The 16,163-nt window shown below is 37.6% G+C and carries 12 protein-coding genes and 2 pseudogenes; 3 read left to right on the forward strand and 11 right to left on the reverse strand.

The window, feature by feature from the left end; all coding sequences use genetic code 11:
- Window positions 1–41: 41 nt before the first annotated feature.
- The 4 genes and pseudogenes from MKX78_RS12900 to MKX78_RS12915 all read right to left on the reverse strand — a co-directional run bounded on the left by MKX78_RS12900 (window position 42) and on the right by MKX78_RS12915 (window position 4,569).
- Entirely contained in the window at window positions 42–2,279 is a 2,238-nt protein-coding gene (locus MKX78_RS12900) for an AAA domain-containing protein (RefSeq protein ID WP_341051235.1), read from the reverse strand.
- 88 nt (window positions 2,280–2,367) lie between these two features.
- Window positions 2,368–3,181 (reverse strand): annotated as a pseudogene (locus MKX78_RS12905) (alpha/beta fold hydrolase).
- Between the two features lie 199 nt (window positions 3,182–3,380).
- On the reverse strand, window positions 3,381–3,959 hold the full coding sequence (locus MKX78_RS12910; protein WP_224936576.1) for a TerD family protein: 579 nt from the start codon (window positions 3,957–3,959) through the stop codon (window positions 3,381–3,383).
- A 28-nt stretch (window positions 3,960–3,987) separates the two neighbouring features.
- On the reverse strand, window positions 3,988–4,569 hold the full coding sequence (locus MKX78_RS12915; RefSeq protein ID WP_224936577.1) for a TerD family protein: 582 nt from the start codon (window positions 4,567–4,569) through the stop codon (window positions 3,988–3,990).
- Window positions 4,570–4,935: 366 nt separating this feature from the next.
- Here MKX78_RS12915 and MKX78_RS12920 point away from each other — a divergent pair, with 366 nt between their 5' ends.
- The gene (locus tag MKX78_RS12920) at window positions 4,936–5,631 is read left to right on the forward strand and encodes a hypothetical protein (protein ID WP_341051236.1); all 696 of its coding nucleotides are present in this window, start codon (window positions 4,936–4,938) and stop codon (window positions 5,629–5,631) included.
- Between the two features lie 638 nt (window positions 5,632–6,269).
- On the opposite strand, the gene MKX78_RS12925 is transcribed toward MKX78_RS12920, so the two are convergent.
- The gene (locus MKX78_RS12925) at window positions 6,270–7,106 is read right to left on the reverse strand and encodes a LysM peptidoglycan-binding and 3D domain-containing protein (protein WP_341051238.1); all 837 of its coding nucleotides are present in this window, start codon (window positions 7,104–7,106) and stop codon (window positions 6,270–6,272) included.
- A 301-nt stretch (window positions 7,107–7,407) separates the two neighbouring features.
- Between MKX78_RS12925 and yhfH the strand changes: the two genes are divergently transcribed.
- On the forward strand, window positions 7,408–7,539 hold the full coding sequence (gene yhfH, locus MKX78_RS12930) for a protein YhfH (RefSeq protein WP_224936580.1): 132 nt from the start codon (window positions 7,408–7,410) through the stop codon (window positions 7,537–7,539).
- Window positions 7,540–7,657: 118 nt separating this feature from the next.
- Here the strand turns inward: yhfH and MKX78_RS12935 are convergent, their stop codons facing one another.
- From MKX78_RS12935 to MKX78_RS12945, 3 genes and pseudogenes are all read right to left on the reverse strand, one after another.
- Window positions 7,658–7,849, reverse strand: coding sequence for a cold-inducible protein YdjO-related protein (locus MKX78_RS12935; protein ID WP_095373161.1), 192 nt, complete (start codon window positions 7,847–7,849; stop codon window positions 7,658–7,660).
- Between the two features lie 254 nt (window positions 7,850–8,103).
- Window positions 8,104–8,256 carry a hypothetical protein gene (locus MKX78_RS12940; RefSeq protein ID WP_157733977.1) on the reverse strand — a complete coding sequence of 51 codons (153 nt, stop codon included), beginning with the start codon at window positions 8,254–8,256 and terminating at the stop codon, window positions 8,104–8,106.
- 740 nt (window positions 8,257–8,996) lie between these two features.
- Window positions 8,997–12,197 (reverse strand): annotated as a pseudogene (locus tag MKX78_RS12945) (collagen-like protein); the annotation flags it as partial.
- A gap of 996 nt (window positions 12,198–13,193) precedes the next feature.
- Between MKX78_RS12945 and MKX78_RS12950 the strand changes: the two are divergent.
- Window positions 13,194–14,678, forward strand: coding sequence for an aldehyde dehydrogenase family protein (locus tag MKX78_RS12950; protein ID WP_224936585.1), 1,485 nt, complete (start codon window positions 13,194–13,196; stop codon window positions 14,676–14,678).
- A 43-nt stretch (window positions 14,679–14,721) separates the two neighbouring features.
- Here the strand turns inward: MKX78_RS12950 and MKX78_RS12955 are convergent, their stop codons facing one another.
- The 3 genes from MKX78_RS12955 to MKX78_RS12965 form a co-directional block, all read right to left on the reverse strand.
- Entirely contained in the window at window positions 14,722–15,480 is a 759-nt protein-coding gene (locus MKX78_RS12955) for a MerR family transcriptional regulator (RefSeq protein WP_341051241.1), read from the reverse strand.
- A gap of 72 nt (window positions 15,481–15,552) precedes the next feature.
- On the reverse strand, window positions 15,553–15,789 hold the full coding sequence (locus MKX78_RS12960; protein WP_095373156.1) for a hypothetical protein: 237 nt from the start codon (window positions 15,787–15,789) through the stop codon (window positions 15,553–15,555).
- A gap of 210 nt (window positions 15,790–15,999) precedes the next feature.
- Window positions 16,000–16,128, reverse strand: a complete 129-nt coding sequence (locus MKX78_RS12965) for a hypothetical protein (RefSeq protein ID WP_263624167.1) — start codon at window positions 16,126–16,128, stop codon at window positions 16,000–16,002.
- Window positions 16,129–16,163: the final 35 nt, after the last annotated feature.

Genomic DNA, 16,163 nt, shown 5'->3' on the forward strand with positions numbered 1-16,163 from the left:
ACGTAATAAATGAAAATAAGTTTCACTTTTATATTATTCTTCTACCAACCATTAGATTTAACCCAGTTGACTAATGTATTTGATATGATTCTCGCACTGACATAAGGGGGTAATAGATTAGTCATTGCTTCAAAAGGAGCTCCAAGCCATAAAATATCATCATCAATCAAAATAAAAGCAAAGCACGGATGACCTTTCATATGATTAGCCGAAGGAAGCTCAGATAAATGAGACTCACTACAAATCGTAAGTAAATTCCTTTTCATAAGTGATTGAAATACCTCTATATAAGGGGATCCAACACTAAATATTTTCGGCAATCCAACGATTACTTGCTTCTTAGCATGATGTAGATCATATAGGAGGCGTTCACGCTTTTTAGCATAATGCCAAGACAATTTCGGATGAGAATGATTCATCCATTGCCCTATTTCAGCGGGACCAATCACATGTCCTTCGCTCGTTTGATGTTGCCATAATTTTTTCCATATTTTCTTACTTGATACATGCAGCCTTATAAACGTACCATTTGCTATATGGATAAACTTTCCTTTTGTACGTGTGAGAGCAACATTCAATAATCGTTCACTATTTTGACCGGTTAATAACATACCTGGTCTTGTTTCCGGATCCCCATCGACTGTATCAAATATCATCATATCCTGCTCACTCCCTTGAAAGCGATGGACAGTCGCTGAAACAATTTGCGCAGCCATTTTCTCTTTCTCATAGACTTCATCTAAGAACTGTGTCATTAATATTGCTTGTGCCCTATAAGGGGTGACATAGCCTATTGAGCGATTACCCGCCTTATAAGCTTCATGAATGAGTTGAAAAGAGAGCAATAATTGCCAGAGATTCACGCGTGAATGCGTTGATTTTTCCTTTATGCAATAGGCACCTGTACTTGATGTATCTAACAATATAGAAGCACGTTGAGGAAATGGATGACTTTCTACAATGTTCTCTCTCGTTTGATAGACAGATGGATGATCGATAACGAGGGATTGATAAATATATTCATTCGTGAATTTCGATATATCTGGGTGCATTCTTCTTTGTTCATTTAATAAGAACAACTGCGGATGAAGTTTCCCTTTCTTCTCTTGACTTACGACACCGGCATGATGGAAAATATCTTCTTGCAACCATTTTTTTACTAAAGGATGCTTTGCTGAAGCTATTGGCGGTAGCTGTTTAAAATCTCCACAAATAATTGTCCGTTTTCCTAGAGAAGTCGCCAGGGCAATTTGAGGGATGTATGCCATACTTGCTTCATCTAAAATGATATAGTCGAATTCATCTTCATAGATTAGGGTATCAGTAGCCATTTTCGCCAAAGTTGTGCCAATGATTCTTGATTGCTTTACTAGTGTATTTTCTTTTTTCTTTAGTTTTTCCTGTAATGTATGAAGCTTTTTTTCTATTTCAACTAATTGCCTACTATCACGTTGGCTAAAGGAAGAGGATAGATCTAATTTTAATCCTGCTCTTTCCTCCATTAATTGATTTTTCTCTTCTATTAAATCACCATCGCTCATGTTCAATAAGCCAGTCGCTGTAATTGAAGCAAACTGCTTCATGAATTCATCTGACTGTCTGCCATACCTTAATAGATCACCAAGATTATATTTATCCTTTTTCAAAAGAAACTGATAAACTTCTGCCATAAGTACATCCACTGCTTGATTACTATGTGCGACAATTAATATCCGCTTCTTTTTTAAATATTGATTTGCAGCTACTCTTGCTAACGTATAGGTTTTACCGGTTCCAGGAGGTCCCCAAATATAAGTCATTGGATTATACTTCGATCGTAGTACTAACTCATGTAATGATGATTTAATTTTATCTTGCGGATGTTTTACCTCAGTTGAGGGATTCATTAGATGCTTTATTCTTACTCTTTTTTTCTTTTGATCCTTTATTTCCGCTAGCCTTTGATAGAGTTGATCTAATAACTCCCACGGGTCATGCTGCAAATGGGCTTCATGAATCTCTTCACCGAAATAATCTTCTATCGTTACAATAATATTTTTTCCTTCTACAGATACCATACGGCCCTTTGACCTTCTTTCTCCCCAAAGAACGGTAATGGTTGAACCAATTGGAATCGATAAAGGAAAATGGACTTCAAAGTAATAGCTATAGCCCTCTTTTGCATCTAATTTTCTTCCAGCAAAAATATGAAAACTCTTACTACCATATTGTTTTAAATGACTGATTTCTGCTGCAATCGCTTTTTGCCACTCTTTTATATAAACTTTTGTTGATACCATTTGCTCATACTTCCTTTGTTTTCATTCATAAATATTTACTATACCATATTTACAAACAAGTAGACTTTGCTTGCAATAAAAAAGGTAATTAGCCTTCAGCACCATCCTCAGTACAAAATGATCTAATCTCGCTACATTCCTTTGGTAAATCACCTTTTAGTAACCACGTTTCAACGATAGAAGTAAATAAGTCAGGTTTTGCCATAGGAAATCCATGGCCAATTTTTAGTTAAGTCACGCCTTGGCCATTTAAATGTGAAGCTACAATGTCTGTTGCAGATTTTTTCATGACTGCTTTTTCTTTCTCACCGACAGTAACCAATATTTTAGTTTTTGCCATTTTACATTCTTTAGGTATTCGAAACGACATGGTCTTTTTTAATATTCTCATGAGAGTTTCAATCTTCATTCGAGCACTTTCTTCATAATATTTGTCAATGTAGGCTTCGTTCACATACAATATTTTAGCTTGGATCTTGGAGAAGTATTTATGTTTGATTAAAGGAAATGACCATTTAACTGTGGTTTTTATCAATTTTTCTGTGTATGGATAGGGCCTGACCAACGCACGATTGATGATGGCGAAATCTATTAAATATGGTTTCATGCTTAATATTTGTATAATCACTTGCGCACCTAATGGAAAGCCGATTAATATTATTTTCTTACCGTTTGCTTTTTGTTCGAGTAAGTTTATAACTAATTCTGCACTACCTTTTATAGTAAATTTATTATCATCACTGTGCAAACCATGCTCAGGTAAATCTGGAACAATACAATAATAGTTCGATCGAAAAATGTTGAATTTGTTTATCCCACATCCAACCACTTACGCCGCCACCATGTAAAAATACAATTAAAGAAGCACCCTTATCACCGTATTCTGTATACATCAAAGCCACTAATTTCACCTAGCTTCCTTTAAAATAAGACTGATTCATGTATACTTTTCTAATCGGCTTTCAATATTAGGATTTTTTATATTTAGTTACTTATTTTAGAACGTCCTTGTCGTAAAGAATGACTCTCTCCAATCATGAATGAACCAGAGATAAATGAAAGAGGCTCAATCATTTTTAAAAATGATTGAGCCTCTCTTCCTTATACTTCTAAGCCATAGTTTTTACATAATGCTGCTAGTCCACCTGAGAAGCCACTACCAATGGCATTGAATTTCCATTCGTTATTGTGGCGATAAAGCTCACATACAACAACAGCTGTTTCAATGGAAAAATCTTCTCCTAAATCATAACGTAGAAGTTCTTCATTTGTTTCTTCATTTACTAAACGGACAAACGCATTGGAAACTTGTCCGAAATTTTGCTTTCTTAACTCTGCATCATGAATGGTAACAGCAATTCCGATACGATCAACAGTTGAAGGGATTTTTGAAAATTCGACAATTAATTGTTCATCATCTCCATCTCCTTCACCAGTACGATTGTCTCCTGTATGAATGACCGAACCTGATGGATGTTCCAACTGATTGTAGAAAATAAAATCTTGATCTTGCTGGCAACGGTTTTGATGATCTGCTAAAAATGCAGAAGCATCTAGGTCAAAGGATTCCCCGCCATTATACTTATTTGTATCCCAACCGAGACCGATCACTGCCCTCGTTAACCCCGGGTTTGTTTTCGTTAAATCGATTCTTTGTCCTTTTGATAATTGAATAGCCAAAGAGACTCCCCCTTTTATCGCGTTAAGATTATCCTACTTGTAAGCCGTAATCAGTTGCAATTCTTGCCAAACCACCTTGATAGCCTGAACCAATCGCAGAGAATTTCCATTCGCCATTATGACGGTATAACTCCCCAACAATTACAGCTGTTTCAATAGAGAAGTCTTCTCCCAAATCATAACGAATCAATTCTTCATTGTTTTCTTCATTTAAGATACGAACATAAGAATTAGATACTTGTCCGAAATTTTGCCCTCTTCCCTCTGCATCATGAATCGTAATTACAAACGAAATTTTTGCAATAGTAGCAGGTACATTGGATAAGTCAACTTCTACACTTTCGTCATCACCATCACCCACACCCGTGCGATTATCCCCTGCATGTACAACTGACCCATTTCCACCTTCTAATTGATTGTAGAAAATAAAGTCTTTATCCGAAGAACATTTTCCAGATTCATCTAATAAAAACACACTAGTATCTAAGTCAAAATCTTGGCCGCCATCATACTTATTTGTATCCCAACCAAGACCGATAACGACTTTAGATAGCCCTGGATTTGTTTTGGTTAAATCAATTTTTTGTCCTTTTGATAATGAAATTGCCACTTTTCATCTCTCCCTTTTCATTGAAAATTGTAAATATGTATACATTTAGTTTAAACGTTTATTAGAAAAACGTAAACTGATATACCCTCGCTTTTCTACTTAAAAAAGCAAGTGAAAAAAAACTATTCAATTAGCATGGTTTCTTATGCTTATGGAAAATGGAGTTCTTTCATTTCTGACTCTCATTTTCTTTTGCATCCTGTCTATAGTACATACGTAAACGCCTGATAAATAGTTTCAAAAATTTTTCGTTTAATAGGTGAGTGCCTATTATTGCCACAGTTTAACAACGACACTCATATGCTATAAAAACAGATATGAAGGGAGGTTTATATTCTGTCTAAACAAGAGCAAGTAACACCATCATTGTTTCTTAAAGAAAAAATCACTAGTAATCAAGATGTTTTTAGAAAAAATTATCTATCTGACCTTTTAGAACAACAATCACAGCTTAATCATAAAGTATCAAAACAGCATCGCGATTTACAACATCAGTTAGAGGAGACGTATGAAGATTTAATGAGCTATGCTAAAGATGAGAGTATACGCCACGAAAAAAATATGCAGCAATACAATGAGGACTGGACTGCTCTTCAATCAGCCTACCAAGCTCAAGAGCAAAATCAACTCGAAATGAATGGTTATCTTCAACAAATTGAAAATAAAAACGAAGAATTACTAATTCAACTAAGAACTAGTCAGTCTTCATATGAAGCTCTATTAGCACAATCATCTATTCAAGAAACAGCTATCTTAGAACTTTCACGAAAATTAGATAACCTTGAGAAGCCGACTGAAAAAATCCTAGAGGAATTAACAGTCATTACCGATGATCAAGCTACTATTAAAGACAAAATAGAAACACAAGATATCTATCATCAATCTGTAATGGAAAAACTCGAATCTCAAGATGCACTTAATGAGAAATTATCAAGACAAATCGATCATTTAAAATCGATTATTTTTGAAAGAACAGCTTACCTTACAGAAAACTTTAAGTCACTCATTTCTCCAGTAAAAAGTTTTTTTGTTCATCATGAGGAGAAAAACAAAAATAAATAAGACCGGTTTTATATTTTTTCTTGCGCGGTTTTGGTTTATTTTAATTGCCTGGTCGCGCATATATTTGCCCGTTGCACTCATCCTTATTTTCAAGAAATTTCACGATATAGATTTCTTCGTGTTCTTAGTTAATTAACGAATCTAGTGAGATGAATGTTGTTTTCAGCTCCACTGTTAAGTTAAATCGGTATAATAATCATCACCTTTCTTTTTCTCATTTTCCCTTTTAATAATGAAAAGTTCATTCAACTCGATATTGTTTATGTCAGACTTTAAGGCAGGTATGTCAAAGATCAATAAGCAGAACCTGGGTCTATAATAAATTTTTAGGGGTAGTTAAAGTAATAGAATTGTAGTGAATATGAATAGAGGATATATACTCCTAAAATCATAGCAAAAAGTAACAAGGCATAAGTATATTGCTCAAGATGGATGGGTAAAAATGGGTTGTGTCACGTTCAAAGAAAAAATTATAATGAAACCTTGAATACGATATAGCAGAGTTCACAACTCTTTCTTTCAGTCTAAGAGACCCATAGAGCAAAAAAAATCCGAACACATAAACCTTTATAGGTTTGAATTGTGTTCGGACTTGTCAGCTAACTATCATACTAGTTTAACCATTTTCTATTTAACAATTAATCTAAGATTGTCACTTTTACTGTTTGTCTACCATAATTAATGGCATCCTCTTTATTTGGAATAAAGATATCAATTTTATTTCCTTTAATTGCACCGCCAGTATCTCCTGCGATTGCTTCACCATAACCTTCTACATATACTTTTGTGCCAAGTGGAATAACATTTGGATCAACTGAAATGACCTTCGCATCTGGATTCTCTTTTAAGTTAATACCAGTTGCAGTTACACCAGAACAACCCTCACAAGATGCTGTATATGCGGTTGCTTCCATTGTAATTTCTTTTGCTCCTTCTTCTGAAGGGGTATTGTTTGTATTTTTCTCTTCTTTAGGTGCATCTACAGCCTCTGCAGGTTCTTCTTTTGCCTGTTCTTTGTTCGTCTCTTCATTCACCGCTGGTTTTTCTTCTTTAGTTGGTGTAGATTCGGTATTTTCTACCGGAGTATGTACCGGGCTTTCTTTTACGATACTACTCGGTGCACCGGGATATACAACAAGCTCTTGGTCAGGGTGTATCACTTCTGAACTTAAATTGTTCCAGTTTTTTAACGAATCAACCTTCACATCAAGTTCTTTTGCAATGCCCCAAAGCGTGTCGCCTTTATTTACTTTATATTTTTCTTCCTCATATACGTTTAACACATCTTCAATATAAATTGTATTTGAAGATAAGTTATTCCACTCTTTAACCTGTTCAACTGTCGTATTGTATTTTTGTGAGATGCTCCATATTGTATCTCCTTTTTTGACAGTTACTTCCTCGGCTTGCACGCTTGCTGCAGCTCCTCCTGCAATAGTTGCTACAGCTAAAAATGATAATACTGATTTTTTCATTTCGCATAACCTCCTGTATAGCTTGTATTAGCTAACGGTGATAATCATAACAAAAGTTCGTTACAGGAAAAGAACAGGACAATAATAATCTAATGACTTATATAACAGAAGTTTAACAAAATGAGGGTTGTTGCTTAATAAATGTATTAATAGTAATTCTTCTTCCTTAAAATGAAAATTTTTCTTCCTTTTTATTAAAAAATTCAAAAAAATAGGTACACATTTTTATTTTAATCGTGTATACTGTATCATAACAGAAGGAATAATAAAATAATTGTTATATAAAAGGAGATGGTAGAAAATGATGAGTCCAGTAGAATTTTTTCAAACTTTACCTAAGAAGGTATGCCCAGAATGCGGTCAAATAATGGAAGAACAAGCGGAATCCTACTTAATGGAATGTGATCGTTGTCTTTCAAAAAAAGGTGAATAGAACGACAAAAACCGTGTAGTCGCTATAGGCTACACGGTTTTTGTATTAATCTTGCTAAAAATAAAGCGATTATCACAAAAATACTATGCTAATTGCTTTATTTTTAACTGGAGTCAAATTACATTAAGATTTCTGGGAGATCTCTTACTTCTAAAGTTGTGTCACTACCACATAAAGGGCATTTCAAATCTACAGATACAAAATCCTTTCTCATCCAGCCATTACATGTATTATCTAGACAAGCATATACATCCGTACTTAAAATCACTACTTCAGGTTTTTCTTCTTGTGCTTTTTTATTAAAAAACATCGTGATCCCCCTCTAAATTTTATCTTCTACTATTAGTATGGACAACTTTGCTTGGATTAATGAATTTAATTCTGTGTATTTTTTCGTAAGTAACGTAAACTATAAAAGAGGTGAATATAAATGTCATCAAAAGAAAAACGATATACAGTAGCAGGAACTGATATTAATGAAGTGAAAGCATTATTAGCTGCAAAATATTTAAATTCAAAAAATGAGCGTAACTAAAGAAGCTGCCAGTAAGCAGCTTCTTTAACTTAATTCTGTGATTTTTTTCTTGGAATCGCGATGTCAATACCTTCAACAACATCCCAATTTTCATCTAAATTTTCTAAATCACCATTTAGCAAGGATAGATTCTCATAAAGATTTTTGGATTCACTTAAAGGCATATCCTCATACTCTTTCAAATCTGTTATCCTCCCTTCATGTAATACTATTGTGTTCAAATTTCACTGTTTCATACACTTCTCAAGCATTTATGTACTATTGTCCAACATGATTGCATAGATAGAAGCCATCACACTTGGAATCAATGGTCATCGATTTAAATAGCAGTGGAATAACTGTTCACATGATTAATATGAATACCTTCTTAGCTAAAAAAAGATAAGCCTATGACAAAAAACTTCTATTTCATTTTCATTAGACTTTTGCAGAATTTGACTGGTTGATGAATATTAACATGAACACAGGTAGGTTGAAGGCTGGAAGAAATAAAAAGATAAACTCGGAGGAAAATTCCAAAAATATAATACAGAAGATTATTCTTTATTGAATACTTTTTTGCAAGTTGAAAGTAAATGGTTCCAACCTGAAGTTGCGGAAATTTGACAATGTAGCATAACAAAATTCAAAAAAATTAAAAACAGAAGTATTAAAAAATAATAAAGCAGCCATTACGGCTGCTTCGCGTTTTATTTATCGATCAATTTTAAGACAGTTTCGTATCCTGAACCCATATAATTAAACACAGTATCGTAAAAAATATGGATAACCTTATTTCTTCCTATTCTTTTTACCATAGGATTTAAATTAAGAAGTTGTAACGTCATTATAACAAACCTCTATTATCTTATATTTATCCGTAAGTCCCATGTTGACATCCTCATTTGAAGGATAGCTTTTAACTTTTATTGATCTACTTTTGTTACGGAAAGCGTATTGCGTTAATATCGACATTTAAAGCACTTGAAGAGGTTACATTTGAAGCTACCGTATAAGCTATTCTAATTTCATATGTTGCAGTTCCAGTGACAGTAGCAGTATTTACATTGGTTGATGCAACAGGAAATCTTGATGTACCTGCCGAACTAACACTTCTTTGAACGGAACGCGTATCAAGTAAAGTCCCATTAAGATATAGCCTTATTGGGAAGGTGAAATTAGCATTGGCCGTAGTAATTACATCCACTGATATCGCATAGTCAATTTTAATGTTTTGAGCAACTGTAGTTGGTACATTTAATGTAGCCACTGTCGTTTCAGTTCCAGTAGTTATTAGCGCAATTGGCCCAGCTACTTCTGTAAAAAATAATTGAGATCCAGTTCCTGTGGCTCCCGTTACTCCGGTCGCTCCTGTTGGACCGGTTGCACTTGTGACTCCTGTCACTCCTGTGGCTCCTGTTATTCCTGTTGGACCGGTTAATCCAGCCGTTCCTGTGGCTCCTGTTGTTCCTGTTATGCCAGTTATTCCGGTGGACCCTGTTATTCCCGTTGCTCCTGTTGGACCGGTTACTCCGGTCGTCCCGGTTGCGCCCGTTATTCCTGTTGCTCCAGTAATTCCGGACACTCCTGTTATTCCTGTTGCTCCCGTTGTTCCAGTTAATCCGGTCGATCCTGTTACTCCGGTTACTCCGGTTGTTCCTGTGATTCCTGTTACTCCTGTTATTCCGGTGGCTCCTGTGATTCCTGTTGTTCCTGTTGCTCCCGTTGTTCCAGTTAATCCGGTCGATCCTGTTACTCCGGTTGCTCCTGTTATTCCTGTTACTCCGGTTGCTCCGGTTGTTCCTGTGATTCCTGCGATTCCGGTGGCTCCCGTTACTCCGGTGGCTCCTGTGATTCCTGTTGTTCCTGTTATTCCTGTTGTTCCAGTTAATCCGGTCGATCCTGTTACTCCTGTTGTTCCAGTTAATCCGGTCGATCCGGTTGCTCCGGTTATTCCTGTTATTCCGGTGGCTCCCGTTACTCCGGTGGCTCCTGTTGTTCCTGTTGCTCCCGTTGTTCCAGTTAATCCGGTCGATCCTGTTACTCCGGTTGCTCCGGCTATTCCTGTGATTCCGGTGGCTCCCGTTACTCCGGTTGTTCCTGTGATTCCTGTTGCTCCTGTTATTCCGGTGGCTCCGGTTATTCCTGTTATTCCGGTGGCTCCCGTTACTCCGGTGGCTCCTGTTGTTCCTGTTGCTCCCGTTGTTCCAGTTAATCCGGTCGATCCTGTTACTCCGGTTGCTCCTGTGATTCCTGTTGTTCCTGTGATTCCTGTTGTTCCTGTGATTCCTGTTGTTCCTGTTAATCCAGTCGTTCCTGTTACTCCTGTTACTCCTGTTATTCCGGTGGCTCCCGTTACTCCGGTGGCTCCTGTGATTCCTGTTGTTCCTGTTGCTCCCGTTGTTCCAGTTAATCCGGTCGATCCTGTTACTCCTGTTACTCCGGTCGATCCTGTTACTCCTGTTACTCCGGTTGCTCCTGTTGTTCCTGTGATTCCTGTTGCTCCGGTTATTCCTGTTATTCCGGTGGCTCCTGTTACTCCTGTTATTCCGGTGGCTCCGGTTGTTCCTGTTGTTCCTGTTAATCCAGTTGTTCCTGTTGTTCCTGTTGTTCCTGTTAATCCAGTCGTTCCTGTTACTCCTGTTACTCCTGTTATTCCGGTGGCTCCCGTTACTCCGGTGGCTCCCGTTACTCCGGTTGCTCCTGTGATTCCTGTTGTTCCTGTTGCTCCCGTTGTTCCAGTTAATCCAGTCGATCCTGTTACTCCGGTTGCTCCTGTGATTCCTGTTGCTCCGGTTATTCCTGTTATTCCGGTGGCTCCTGTTACTCCAGCCGTTCCTGTTGCTCCCGTTGTTCCAGTTAATCCGGTTCCTGTTACTCCGGTTGCTCCGGTTGTTCCTGTTGTGTGCTCCTGTGATTCCTGTTGTTCCTGTGATTCCTGTTGTTCCTGGTTGCTCCCGTTGTTCCGGTTATTCCTCCTGTTACTCCTGTTAATCCGGTGTTACTCCGGTTGTTCCGTTGTTCCTGTGATTCCTGTTGTTCCTGTGATTCCTGTTGTTCCTGTGATTCCTGTTGTTCCTGTTAATCCAGTCGTTCCTGTTACTCCTGTTACTCCTGTTATTCCGGTGGCTCCCGTTACTCCGGTGGCTCCTGTGATTCCTGTTGTTCCTGTTGCTCCCGTTGTTCCAGTTAATCCGGTCGATCCTGTTACTCCTGTTACTCCGGTTGCTCCTGTTGTTCCTGTGATTCCTGTTGCTCCGGTTATTCCTGTTATTCCGGTGGCTCCTGTTACTCCAGCCGTTCCTGTGGCTCCCGTTGTTCCAGTTAATCCGGTTGCTCCGGTTGTTCCTGTTGTTCCTGTGATTCCTGTTGTTCCTGTTAATCCAGTCGTTCCTGTTACTCCTGTTATTCCGGTGGCTCCCGTTACTCCGGTGGCTCCTGTGATTCCTGTTGTTCCTGTGATTCCTGGTGCTCCGGTTATTCCTGTTATTCCGGTGGCTCCTGTTACTCCAGCCGTTCCTGTGGCTCCCGTTGTTCCAGTTAATCCGGTCGATCCTGTTACTCCTGTTACTCCTGTTACTCCGGTTGCTCCTGTGACCCCGGTTATTCCAGTCGTTCCCGTTGCTCCTGTTGGACCGATTACTCCGGTCGTCCCGGTAGCTCCTGTTATTCCGGTTTCTCCTGTGATTCCTGTTGCTCCTGTTATTCCCGTAGCTCCTGCGATTCCTGTAGCTCCAGTTACTCCTGCTGTTCCAGTTAATCCTGTTGGACCTGTATTACCTGTGACCCCGGTCAATCCGGTGGCTCCAGTTATTCCTGTTGTTCCTGTTAACCCTGTGGCACCTGTTATTCCGGTGACTCCCGTAGCACCGGTTAATCCTGTCACTCCAGTCGATCCTGTTGGACCAGTTAATCCGGTTATTCCTGTGTTACCTGCGATTCCTGTGGATCCCGCGGAACCGGTTACTCCCGTCGTTCCTGTTGTACCCGTTATTCCTGTTACTCCTGTTGTTCCGGTCGCTCCGGTTAATCCTATTGCTCCGGTCGCCCCTGTATTACCTGCAACTCCTGTGGATCCCGTGGCACCGGTTACTCCGGTCGCCCCCGTGGCTCCTGTAACTCCACTCAAACCTGTAATTCCACTAGCTGTCGCATTAAAACTCTCTGGGCCAACACGTGTTACATCTGAATTAACTGCACCAGTAATATTACGAACATAGGCAGTATATATTAAAAACCCAGAACCTTTGGGGACATTGTAATCTGAAGCGGAAAATGCGTACTCTTGAGGACCGTCCTCAGAACCATTAAGAACAATAGTCTTGATACCTGTAAAAATAGTATTAGCATTAGGATTAGTCCCTCGAACAATTTTTAATTCTACAAAATTTGTATAAGTACTGGCTGTGGGACTTAATTTTAAAGTAATAATACCGTCAAATTGAACACGAATGTTTGAAGTGGGGATTGCTTCACTAACATTAAGGCCAACTTGTCCCCAAATTTGGTAAGCAGATGAAGTTGGAATGTTTATAGAATTGGCATAGGAAGCATTTTGAGATATTATTCCATCAAAGAATTCTGGCATAGGTTGTCACCTTCCTTTTTATAGAGAATACAAGTGAATTTAATTTAAATTAACTTTCTAATTAATTTATGAAATTTGGAACAAAAGTGGAACGGCACATTTATTGATCTTTGAAAAAACTGAGATTAAATAAATGATAAAATTTTGTCGCATTTTAATTAAAAGTACAAGAAATAAATAAAAAAATTCGACATAAAATCTAAAAATAGAATTAAAGACCTTTTCCTATATGCTCATGAGTATGTTGAAAAAGTCATTTCTTGTTGGAATACAAATGTATTTTCACACGGCTCTAGGATGAATATAATACCTGTTAATCCACGCATACATATAGATATCAATTCCGATGTTAAACCTTTACATTAGTGCTGTCCGATAAATAGCTTCTTTCTTATATTCATTAAATGTTATGTCGAATATAGACGGAAAATTATAAATCTTCTTAGTTGATTTATAATTTTAAAAAATGGTACTATATTCATGTAAACGGTTTCTATGCTTAACAATTCCAGCCATGAGAGTACATAGACACTATTTTTAAGGAGGAATTCGATGAGTCAGTTAACTGTAAGTGTGAAAGAAAAGGTGGAGAAATTTTTAAGTGGAAAGAAAAAGCTGTATATTAATGGGGAGTTTGTCGAAAGCAAATCAGGCAAAACATTCGAATCATATAACCCAGCGACAGGTGAAGTACTCGCCCATGTTTATGAAGCTGACAAGGAAGACATTGATTTAGCGGTCAAAGCAGCTCGCGAGGCATTTGATAATGGTAAATGGTCAAAGATCTCTGCTGCACAACGCAGTCGACTTCTCTATAAACTTGCCGACTTAATGGAAGAGAATAGTGAAGAATTAGCACAATTAGAAACCTTAGATAACGGAAAGCCTATTAGAGAAACAACAAATGCCGATATCCCACTAGCTGTAGAGCATATGCGTTATTATGCTGGCTGGTCAACAAAAATCGTAGGACAGACGATACCGGTAAGTGGTCCATTCTTTAATTATACAAGACATGAACCTGTGGGAGTAGTAGGACAAATCATCCCATGGAACTTCCCATTGTTAATGGCTATGTGGAAAATCGGTGCAGCACTAGCTAGCGGTTGTACGGTTGTATTAAAGCCAGCTGAACAAACTCCTCTATCTGCTCTCTATTTAGCAGAACTAGTCGAGGAAGCTGGATTCCCTAAAGGTGTCATTAATATTGTTCCTGGATTTGGTGAAACGGCAGGTAGTCCATTAGTGGATCATCCATTGGTCGACAAAATTGCTTTTACTGGCTCTACTGAAGTCGGTAAATCGATTATGTCAAGTGCTTCTAAAACATTAAAAAGAGTAACGCTAGAGCTTGGCGGTAAATCACCTAATATTATCTTACCTGATGCTGACCTTTCAAAAGCGATTCCAGGGGCCCTAAATGGTGTCATGTTTAACCAAGGTCAAGTGTGCTGTGCCGGTTCTCGTGTGTTTATTCAGAAGAAACAATTTGATAATGTAGTGGCTGATATGGCAAGCCATGCTAAAAATATCAAACAAGGAGCAGGTATACATGCTGACACAGAAATTGGACCACTGGTGTCAACTGAACAACAAAAACGAGTCCTTGGTTATATTGAAAAAGGTGTAAGTGAAGGTGCAGAACTAGTCGTAGGAGGAACGAAACCACAGGATGATGGCTATTTTGTTTCACCAACAATCTTTGCTAATGTGCAAGATGACATGACGATTGCTAAGGAAGAGATATTCGGTCCAGTTATTTCCGCAATGCCATATGAAGATTTGGATGAACTTATTGATCGGGCTAATCGCTCAGAATATGGTTTGGCTGCGGGAGTATGGACACGTGATGTAGCAAATGCTCATTATATTGCAAATAAACTTCGAGCAGGTACCGTTTGGGTTAACTGTTATAATGCGTTTGATGCAGCTTCACCATTTGGTGGCTATAAACAGTCTGGTATCGGTCGTGAAATGGGATCCTATGCTCTTGATAATTATACTGAAGTGAAAAGTGTCTGGATTTCAATGAAATAATATAGAATAAAAAAAGAGTAGCCAAAAAATGGCTACTCTTTTTTTACGCATATGCTAAAATACTGTCTCTTAAGAGTTGAGCAGCTCCCACACCTGCTTTCTCATCGTAATACTGTGTAAATCTCTCATCAGCGATATACATGTCTGCCAAACCTTTATGTGCCTCAGAAGAATAAGTTGACCATGTATATTGTAACCATTTTTTGTGTAACATCACGATTTGCTTCGCATCTTCTTTTTGTTGATTTTTTTGTTGATTGAATTGTTTTAGTCTTTCAATCAATTCACTCTCAATCTCTTGCATCTCTTTATAGCTTTCCTCTGACATTCCCATCCATGATTGATTTGCCTCTTCTACTGCTTCCTCTCCATATTTTTCTCGAATTTCCTCTCCGAACTTGTTTTCGTTTTCCTCTATTCTCTTCTTTTTGAATGCGGCAAATTTTTCTTCGTTACTCATTTCTATCTCTCCTTTATGATAAGCAATTGTATCTTCAACTGCTTTTATTAGGCTGTCAATATGATGTCTTTTTTCTACTAATGCCTCATAATGCGTGTGTAATATACTTTGAATAGAAGAATCCTCAGATGATGACAAAATCTTTTGAATATCTGATAGCTTAAAATTTAATTCTCGATAGAATAAAATTTGTTGCAGCCTATCGATTTCTCTTGTTGAATAGAAGCGATAACCTGCCTCGTTGACATTTGCTGGTTTTAATAAATTTATTTCATCGTAATATCTTAATGTTCGCGTACTTACACCCGACATTTGAGCCATCTGTTTGATTGAATATAACATCACTTCACCTCCTAATCACTACACTAAATGTTGACGTTGCGTTAAGGTCAATAGAAAAATAAAATAACTTTTTTATTTTTTAGCTAGCCACATGGTCCAACGATCACTCTCCACAATCTTCTTATCACCTAACTGTTTATCTATATACTCAACTAATCTTTCTAATTGTACATCATCTAATTCATGAAGAATACTTCTGCCGCTCCTTGCTTTGATATCCTCGAGCAATGTTTCTTTTAGGGTATATGTGTTTCTTGTTTCCCAAAGCTTGAAAGTCTGTATATCAGTAAATCCTGTTTTCTGTAGCATGTTCTATACAATCGCATAATCATGTCTTCTTTGAACTTCTCTTGTTAATAAGTCAGGATACAAATCAATAATAAAACCCCTTATATGTGTAGATGTTCCTTTCAAACAACAATCCTCTATTAAAAGATATTGAATATACTTATTGAATGTTAAAAAAATAGAGAGGTGAAAAATTCACCTCTCTAAAATAATCCTATGTAGTTACCATGCTTAGTTAGAAGCAGATGGCATTGCTTTACATGGCTGAATGGTTAATAATGATCTTGGTTTTGTAAGGCTCACTTTAATACCAGCTTTTTTTAAACGGTTCACTAAATCTACGATCTGTGTTTTCTCCATTTATAAAACTCCTTTTTTCCTGCCTTTATACTTTA

Source organism: Cytobacillus sp. FSL R5-0569 (genome assembly GCF_038007265.1).
In the GTDB taxonomy this organism is placed as follows: domain Bacteria; phylum Bacillota; class Bacilli; order Bacillales; family Cytobacillaceae; genus Cytobacillus; species Cytobacillus kochii.